The sequence below is a fragment of the Allobosea sp. P4_C6 genome (assembly GCF_056402015.1).
On record NZ_JBFUIF010000087.1, the window covers coordinates 1 to 7954 of the forward strand.

Genomic DNA, 7954 nt, shown 5'->3' on the forward strand with positions numbered 1-7954 from the left:
GGCTCGAACGAGAACACCAACCGGCTCCTGCGCCAGTATCTTCCCCACGGAACCGACCTGTCCCTGCAAAGCCAGGCCCAGCTCAGCGCCATCGCCCGTCAGCTCAACGAACGGCCCAGAAAGACCTTGCTCTATCAAACCCCAGCCGAGAGGTTCGCCGAGTGTGTTGCGGCGATCAGTTGAGCCCGCCGTCGCCAACAGACCTCACGTAGATGAACTCCGAAGGTCCGGGTCCGGGCAACCATCCAGAGTCCGCTCCTGGCGCTGTCCGGAATAGGAACCGCTTTCCTTACATAAAATCCGGACTGCAGGGGAGGCTGTGGCGGTTTTACATCCTTGACAGAAGTCTCTCCTTTCGCTCGAATGAACATATGAATGCTTCATATGAACGAGATGGGCAACTTGTGGAATTCGTTCAATCGAACGGATATGTTTCGATTGAAGATCTATCTCGCTCGTTCGGCCTTTCGCCTCAAAGCATTCGACGCCTCGTCAACCGGCTGTCTGATCAAGGCAAGTTGAAGCGCTCTCACGGCGGGGTCAGCCCGCCTACCGACGGGGCCAATCTGGAATACAGGACGAGGCAGGTGCTTCGTTTGGCCGAGAAGAAGCTGATCGCAGCCGCAGTCGCGCGGTTCGTGCCCAATGGCGCTTCGTTGTTCATCGGACTGGGGACGACCCCGGAATGTGTGGCGGTCGCTCTCGCGGATCACAGTGATCTGCGCGTGTTCACGAACAGCCTGAACGTTGCGGCTGCCTTGTCGGCCAATCCCGGCGTCGAGATTGCCATTGCCGGAGGACTGCTGCGCCGCCGCGACCGCGACGTCATCGGTTCGGGGGCTGTCGCTTTTTTCCGACGCTACAAGGTGGACTTCTCCATTTTCGGTGTAGGCGGCGTCGACCCCGACGGTATGCTCCTCGATTTCGACGAGGGCGAGGTCGAGGCGCGCGAGGCGATGGTCGAAGGATCGCGAAACTCGCTTCTCGTCGCCGACCACACGAAGTTCGGCCGCAGCGTCCCGGTCAGGGGCGGCAAGATTGGCGAGGTCGACCATCTCTTCACGGATCGACTCCCGCCGGCCGAATTCATGCCGGCCATCAGGAAAGGCGACGTTCAGGTGCACCACCCACCTGATGACCGTGTCACGGCCGCGTAACGCGGCCGGGCAAGGACAAAAAAGAAAACATAGGGAGGAAGAGATGACGCTTTTGAGAGCATCGGCGCTTGCGGGCGCCTTCGTCGCATGCCTCGTTCTGGCGGGCCCCTCGTCGCAGGCGCAGGACAATCGACCGACCTTGCGCATCGCGGTTCAGGCCAACCCGCCCACGGCTGAGCCGCTCGATGCCGAATCGAATGTTGGCTACCGCACCAACTATTCCATCCACGACACACTGCTGCAGTTCGACTATGGCGGCGATTTCCAATTGAAGCCGCATCTCGCGGAAAGCTGGAGCTGGAAGTCGCCGACCGAGCTTGAAGTGAAGCTTCGGCATGGCGTGAAATTCCACGACGGCAACGAGATGACGTCCGAGGACGTGGTCTTCTCGTTCGGCCCCGAACGTCTGACGGGGCAGAAAGCGCCAGGCTTTCCGATGGTTCGGCGCTACTGGGTCAGTCTCGACAAGGTGGAAGCCGTCGACCGCTACACGGTGCGTTTTTCCTCCAAGTATCAGGACCCGATCTTCGAGCAGCGCCTCGCAGCCTGGACAGCGCAGATCATCTCCAAGGCGGCTTACCTCAAGGCGCCGGACTACAATGCCTGGCGTCTCAAGCCCGTTGGAGCCGGCCCCTATAAGGTCGACCGCGTCGTCGCGAACGATGCCATCGTCCTCACCGCCCATGACGATTACTGGGGTGGCAAGCCGAACGCCAAGACGGTGTTGTTCAAGGTCGTCCCGGAGGTGTCCGCGCGCGTAGCCGGGCTCCTGGCAGGTGACTATGACATCGCCTCCGACATCCCGCCCGACCAGCTCAAAGTTCTCGAACGCAACCAGGACATCAAGATCGTCGGCGGGCCGGTGAACAACCACCGTGTGATCTGGTTCGACAAGACGCACCCTGTTCTCAAGGATCCGCGCGTCCGGCAGGCAATGATCGTCTCGATCGACCGGCAGGCGATCGTCGAGGCCATGTGGGATGGCCGCACCAAAATCCCCAACGGGCTGCAATACGATTTCTACGGCAAGATGTATCTGCAGGACTTTCCGAAATACCGCTACGATCCGGAAGAGGCGAAGAAACTCCTCAGGGAGGCGGGTTACAAGGGCGAGGAAATCACCTTCCGCAGCTTCAACAACTACTACACGGCAGAGTTGGCGACGACGCAGGCCATGGTGGCGATGTGGCAGTCGGTCGGACTCAACGTCCGTATCGTGATGGTTGAACCTGGCGGGGCCCTGTTTGCGCCGGGCGATGGGCGCGCGGCTGGCAACTGGTCGAATTCAGCGCTCCTGCCGGATCCGCTGTTCTCGCTATGGAGTCAGCACGGCCCGGCCAGCGTGCAGAAGGCCCAGGGCGCCTGGGAAAGCGAGGAGTTCTACAAGCAAGGCGAGATTCTGGAACGCGCCACCGATATCCAGACGCGCCGCGAGGCCTTTCGGCGCATGCTGCAGATCAACGAGTGGGACGATCCCGGCGTCAGCAGCCTTCACCAGAACGCTGTGTTCTACGGCATCCGCAAAAATGTGGACTGGGCGCCCTACATCTTCCTCTACATGGATCTCGGCCCGGCGCGGCTGAAGTTCAAGTAGCCATGGCGCTGCTCTCGATCCGGGATCTCGACGTGCATTATCCGGCGGCCGGGCGCCTCGTTCCGGCCGTCAGGGGCGTGAACCTCTCGCTTGGGGAGCGCGAAATACTCGGGGTCGTGGGGGAAAGCGGGTCGGGCAAAACGGTCAGTTGCCTCAGCCTTATGGGGCTTCTGGGGCCGCGGGCCGAGGCGAGCGGCACGGTTCATTTCGATGGCCGCGAAATCGACGTCGCGGCCGTCGTCCACGAACGCCGCCAGGGCAGGTTGCCACTGGCCATGATCTTTCAGGATGCGACAGGCGGACTCAATCCAATCCGGACCGTCGGTTCGCAGATCGCTGAGATTTTCGTTCACAGGGATGGCGCATCTCAGAAGACAGCTTGGGACAAGGCCGTCGAACTGCTGGAAACCGTGGGCATCCGCGAGCCGCGCGAGCGAGCCTCTAGCTACCCGCATCAAATGTCGGGAGGCATGAACCAGCGTGTGATGATCGCGATGGCACTTGCCGCATCCCCGCGCGTCCTTATCGCAGATGAACCCACGACCGCGCTGGACGTCACCGTCCAGGCTCAGATCTGCAAGCTGCTTCGACTGTTGGTCGAGCGCGAGGGCTTGTCGATCATCTTCGTCTCCCATGATCTGGATCTTGTCACGAGCTTCTGCGATCGCGTCGCCGTGATGTACCGCGGAGCGGTCGTGGAGTGTGACACCAGCGAAGCTATCCGCCGCGCACCCAGGCATCCCTACACCGCAGCGCTCTTCGCCGCGATTCCCGGGCATCGACCGCCTTTCTCGCAGCTCGAGGAAATCCCCCAGAATCTCGACGCTCCGCTGTCGGCATCGCCGACACAGCCGGACCTGCGGAAGGTGGATGTGAGGCCGCAGCTTGCGTCCGAGCCCGCCGAACAGCCGGCCATGATCGAGGTCTCGGACGTCGCCTATCATTTCGCGAAACGGCGCTGGTTCAGCCGCTCCACGCATATCACCAAGGCGGTCGACGGCATCTCCTTCGCGGTTCCGGCGGGAACGACCTTCGGTATCATCGGTGAAAGCGGCTGCGGCAAGAGCACGCTCGCGAGCTTGCTCATTGGCGATCGCGAGCCGCAGAGCGGCGGCATCAGCGTCGGCGGCCGCAGCATGAAGGAGCTCCTGGCGCATGGGCGGCGGGCCTATGCACGCCGGGTCCAGATGGTTGCCCAGGACCATTACGGATCGATGGATCGGCGCCAGACCGTCGGCCCGCAGATCGAGGAAGCATGTCGCATCCATTTCCCTGAGCGCTCCGGGGCGCGTCGGCGCGAGGATGCGCTGCGTATGCTGCAGGCGGTCGGCCTCGGCGAAGCGCACTACGCCAAGCTCCCGCACCAGCTCAGCGGCGGCCAGCGCCAGCGCGTCGCGATCGCGCGCGCATTGATCGTCGAGCCCGACATCCTGATCTGCGACGAGCCGACCTCGGCGCTCGATGTCTCGATCCAGGCGCAGGTCCTCAATCTTCTGCTCAGGCTGCAGCGCGAGCTCGACCTGACCATCCTGCTGATCAGCCACGACATCCGCGTCGTAGCCCATATGTCGCACGCGATCGGCGTTATGCGCGCTGGCGTGATGGTCGAGCAGGGACCGGCCCAGGAGGTGCTCTCCAATCCCAGGCATGCCTATTCGCGCAGCCTCTTCGCCGCCGCCCCGACCTCGCGGCGCGCAAGCATTCCCATGTCGCTACCCAGCACCGAATCGCTGCTGAAGGACGCGATCCCATGACCAGAACCGTCCTGACCGCCTTCGCGCGACTCCTGATAACCGTCCTGCTCGCTGTGACCTTCGTCTTCGTCATCCTGCGCGTCAGTGGCGATCCTGCGCGCGCTCTGCTGCCCGTCGATGCGCCCGAGGACCAGATCGCGGCGGTGCGGACCGAATGGGGCTTGGACAAGCCGCTTCCTGAACAATACCTCACCTACGTCATGAAGCTGGCAAGCGGCGATTTCGGCCTCTCGCTGAACGATAGACAGCCGGCCTTGCGGGTCGTCGCCGAGAAGATTCCGGCGACGTTGCTGCTGATGGGGACGGGTCTTGTCATTGCCTTTACGGTCGGATCGGCGCTGGGCCTTCTCGCCGCCAGCTATCGCGGACGCGCTCCCGACCGTCTGATCATGTCGCTGGCGATCTTTGTTCACAGCATACCGAGCTTCCTATTCGCCATCCTGCTCATACTCCTCCTCGCCGTGGCGCTGCGCCTGTTGCCGAGCGGCGGCGGGCCATCGGTTCTGCACCTCGTCATGCCTGCCGCGGTGATCGGCCTGTCCCAGGCCGGCGTCGTCGCCCGTTTCGTCCGCTCCAGCACACTGGAGGTGTTGGCGCAGCCCTACATCACGGTCGCAAGCCTCAAGCCCCTGCCGCGCTGGTATTTCATTCGCGCCCATGTGCTGCCGGGTTCGGCACTGCCATTGCTGACGCTCTTTGGGTTCTCGCTCGGAGGGATCATCGCCGGCGCGGCCATCGTCGAGTCAGTCTTCGCTTGGCCGGGAGTCGGCCGGTTCCTCGTGTTCTCGGTGGCACGCCGCGACGTGGCGGTCGTCCAGACAATCGTGGTGCTGGTCGCGACGATGATGGCGTTCGCCAATCTCGCGACGGATCTCCTCTACGCCATCTTCGACCCTCGGCTGCGCACGTCATGACGGACCTGATCGCTCCCGGACCCGTGCGGCCCCGCAGGCGGCGCGAGATCGCCGTCACCCTGGCTGCGGTTATGGTGATCCTGTTCATCCTCGTCGCGATCTTCGCCGAACGACTGGCGCCCTATGGTTTCGCGTCCATCGATCTGCGCGCGCGCAACACGCCGCCCATCTTTTTCGGTGGCTCATTCCACCACGTCCTGGGCACGGACGAACTGGGGCGCGACATCCTCAGCCGTCTGATGATCTCGGTGCGAGTCAGCCTCCTCGTTTCGGTACTCGCCTGTCTCATCGCCGCGACCATCGGCGTCACGCTCGGCCTCGCCGCCGCCTTCCTGCGCGGCTGGGTGGACAGCCTCATCCGGGTCGCGATCGATTTCCACGCATCCGTCCCTTTCCTCATCTTCGCGCTAGCGATCCTCGCCTTCTTCGGAAACAACATCGTTCTGTTCGTCGTGTTGCTCGGCACCTATGGCTGGGAGCGCTATGCCCGGCTTGTGCGCGCTCTCGCGCTCGTCGAGTACGAGAAGGGTTATGTGCTCGCCCTGCGCCGACTCGGCGCCGGAGAGGTAGCGATCGCCGTCAAGCATGTGCTGCCCAACGTCGCGGCGATCATCATCGTCAACATGACAATCGCGCTGCCCGAACTCATCCTGCTGGAATCGGGGCTAAGCTTCCTGGGGGTCGGCATCCAGCCGCCGCTCGCCAGTCTCGGCAACATGGTCGGCCTCGGACGCGACTATATCGTCACGTCCTGGTGGATCGCGACGATCCCGGGCATCGCCATCTTCATCCTTACCCTGTCGATCAGCACCATCGGCGACTGGCTGCGCGACGTCACGGATCCGAGTCTGAAATGAACGATACACAGCATTTCCCGCTCCCGGAGATCGCAGCTCACCGTGGCGGCAGCCGCTTTCCGGAGAATACGCTATCGGGATTTCGCCACGCTGCCTCTTACGGCGTCGAGCAGGTTGAACTGGATGTTCATCTGACCAGCGACGACCAGTTGCTCGTCATGCATGACGAGACACTGGATCAGACCAGCTTCGGCACGGGGCCGATCAGCCGCTTCACGCTCGCGGAAATCCAATCCAGTTCGTTGCGTCAGATCGACGAAAGCGCCCCGTCGCTCGACCAGGCGCTGGCCGCCCTCGCGCCTAGCCGGATGCGAGTTCGTATCGAGGTCAAGCCTGGCGGTTCGCCTGGCGGCTACGAGAAGACCCATCGCCAGGTGATGTTGCTGGCCGGCAAGCATGGCATGAGCAACCGCATCACCGTCATGTCCTTCGATCCGGCAGCTTTAGCGTTCTTCACGGGCTCGGGGGTGCCGACGAGCCTGTCGGTCTGGCCGCACGCCCAGGCATCCATCCAAACTTTCGGGCCTGTCGTCGCGCAAGCGGCCGAGGCCGGAATCGACGATCTCGGATTGTCGTTCGCACGAACCACGCCCGACATGCTCGCACTGGCCGGCGAGGCCGGGCTTACCGCCGGCATATGGACCGTTAACGATGCGAGCCGGCTCGACTACTGGCTCAGGCAGCCGGTAGCCTACATCCTTACCGATCATCCGGACATCGCTAAACGGGTACGAGACGGGTTGCAGGGCATTGCCTCTGATGTCTGATCTCCTTGCCGGGATCGCCTCGATCGCGTCGCGCTACCAAGCATTCGTTTTCGATCTCGATGGGACGATCCTGCTCGGCGAGACGTTGCTGCCCACGGCGGCTAGAACCGTCAGCGAGCTACGGGCGCAAGGTCGCACTGTCCTATTCCTGACCAACAACACCACGGCTCGCTCGACGGAATACGCCTGCAAGCTGACTCGTCTGGGCCTGCCGGTCGAGGCAGAGGACGTCGTCACCGCCGCGCATGTCCTGATCGAGCTGCTCAAGCGGGAAACACCAGAGGCGCGCCTGATGGTGCTGGGCGAGAGCGCCCTTGTGATGGAGCTGGAACTCGCGGGCTTCGTCGTGACCGACGAGATATCGGATACCGATATCGTCATAGCCAGCTTTGACAGGGCCTTCTGCTACGAGAAACTGAAGCGCGCGTTCCGTGCGGTTCGGGCCGGTGCTCGGCTGATGGCGACCAACGCCGACCGCTTCCGGCCTACGGTGGACGGCGGCGAGCCAGACGCCGCCGCGATCATCGCAGCGATCGAAGCTTCCTCCGGCGCGAAGTGCGAAGCCATCGTCGGCAAGCCGTCCGATGTCATGACTCGCTATCTGCTGGGGCGGCTCGATGCCGCTCCCGGTTGCTGCCTATTGGTCGGCGATCGCTTGGATACGGATATTGTGATGGCCAACAACGCCGGAATTGCATCGGCACTCGTACTCACTGGAGCGACGTCCATGGACGAGGCCGAAAGCTCCGCAATTGCACCCACCTACATTCTGAGATCTCTCTCCGAAATTCTGGACGTCAAAAACTGAGTTGTGCCGCTGGCAGCGAAGATCCTGAATCAGATTTGGGAAGCGGCCTGAGATCGAGCCATCCCGGGTGACATGATAAAAAGCCGAGTGCGCTTACGGGCAG

At 62.8% G+C, this 7954-nt stretch carries 8 protein-coding genes; all 8 read left to right on the forward strand.

What is annotated here, in order from left to right:
- The coding region (locus tag AC1DVA_RS25515; RefSeq protein WP_476805607.1) for a transposase at positions 1-183 on the forward strand (183 nt) is incomplete at its 5' end.
- Positions 184-371: 188 nt separating this feature from the next.
- A complete protein-coding gene (locus tag AC1DVA_RS25520) occupies positions 372-1157 on the forward strand; it encodes a DeoR/GlpR family DNA-binding transcription regulator (protein ID WP_265052944.1) in 786 nt (261 codons plus the stop codon).
- Positions 1158-1200: 43 nt separating this feature from the next.
- The gene (locus tag AC1DVA_RS25525; RefSeq protein WP_265052945.1) at positions 1201-2751 is read left to right on the forward strand and encodes an ABC transporter substrate-binding protein; all 1551 of its coding nucleotides are present in this window, start codon (positions 1201-1203) and stop codon (positions 2749-2751) included.
- Positions 2752-2753: 2 nt separating this feature from the next.
- Positions 2754-4505: a dipeptide ABC transporter ATP-binding protein gene (locus AC1DVA_RS25530; RefSeq protein ID WP_476807733.1), complete on the forward strand. Its 1752-nt coding sequence runs from the start codon at positions 2754-2756 to the stop codon at positions 4503-4505.
- Positions 4502-5419 carry an ABC transporter permease gene (locus AC1DVA_RS25535; RefSeq protein ID WP_476807734.1) on the forward strand — a complete coding sequence of 306 codons (918 nt, stop codon included), beginning with the start codon at positions 4502-4504 and terminating at the stop codon, positions 5417-5419. The genes AC1DVA_RS25530 and AC1DVA_RS25535 overlap by 4 nt, the downstream gene beginning before the upstream one ends.
- Positions 5416-6276 carry an ABC transporter permease gene (locus tag AC1DVA_RS25540; RefSeq protein WP_265052948.1) on the forward strand — a complete coding sequence of 287 codons (861 nt, stop codon included), beginning with the start codon at positions 5416-5418 and terminating at the stop codon, positions 6274-6276. Before AC1DVA_RS25535 ends, AC1DVA_RS25540 begins: the two co-directional genes overlap by 4 nt.
- A complete protein-coding gene (locus AC1DVA_RS25545) occupies positions 6273-7043 on the forward strand; it encodes a glycerophosphodiester phosphodiesterase (protein ID WP_265052949.1) in 771 nt (256 codons plus the stop codon). The genes AC1DVA_RS25540 and AC1DVA_RS25545 overlap by 4 nt, the downstream gene beginning before the upstream one ends.
- Entirely contained in the window at positions 7036-7851 is an 816-nt protein-coding gene (locus AC1DVA_RS25550; RefSeq protein WP_265052950.1) for an HAD-IIA family hydrolase, read from the forward strand. The genes AC1DVA_RS25545 and AC1DVA_RS25550 overlap by 8 nt, the downstream gene beginning before the upstream one ends.
- The last annotated feature ends 103 nt before the right edge of the window (positions 7852-7954 follow it).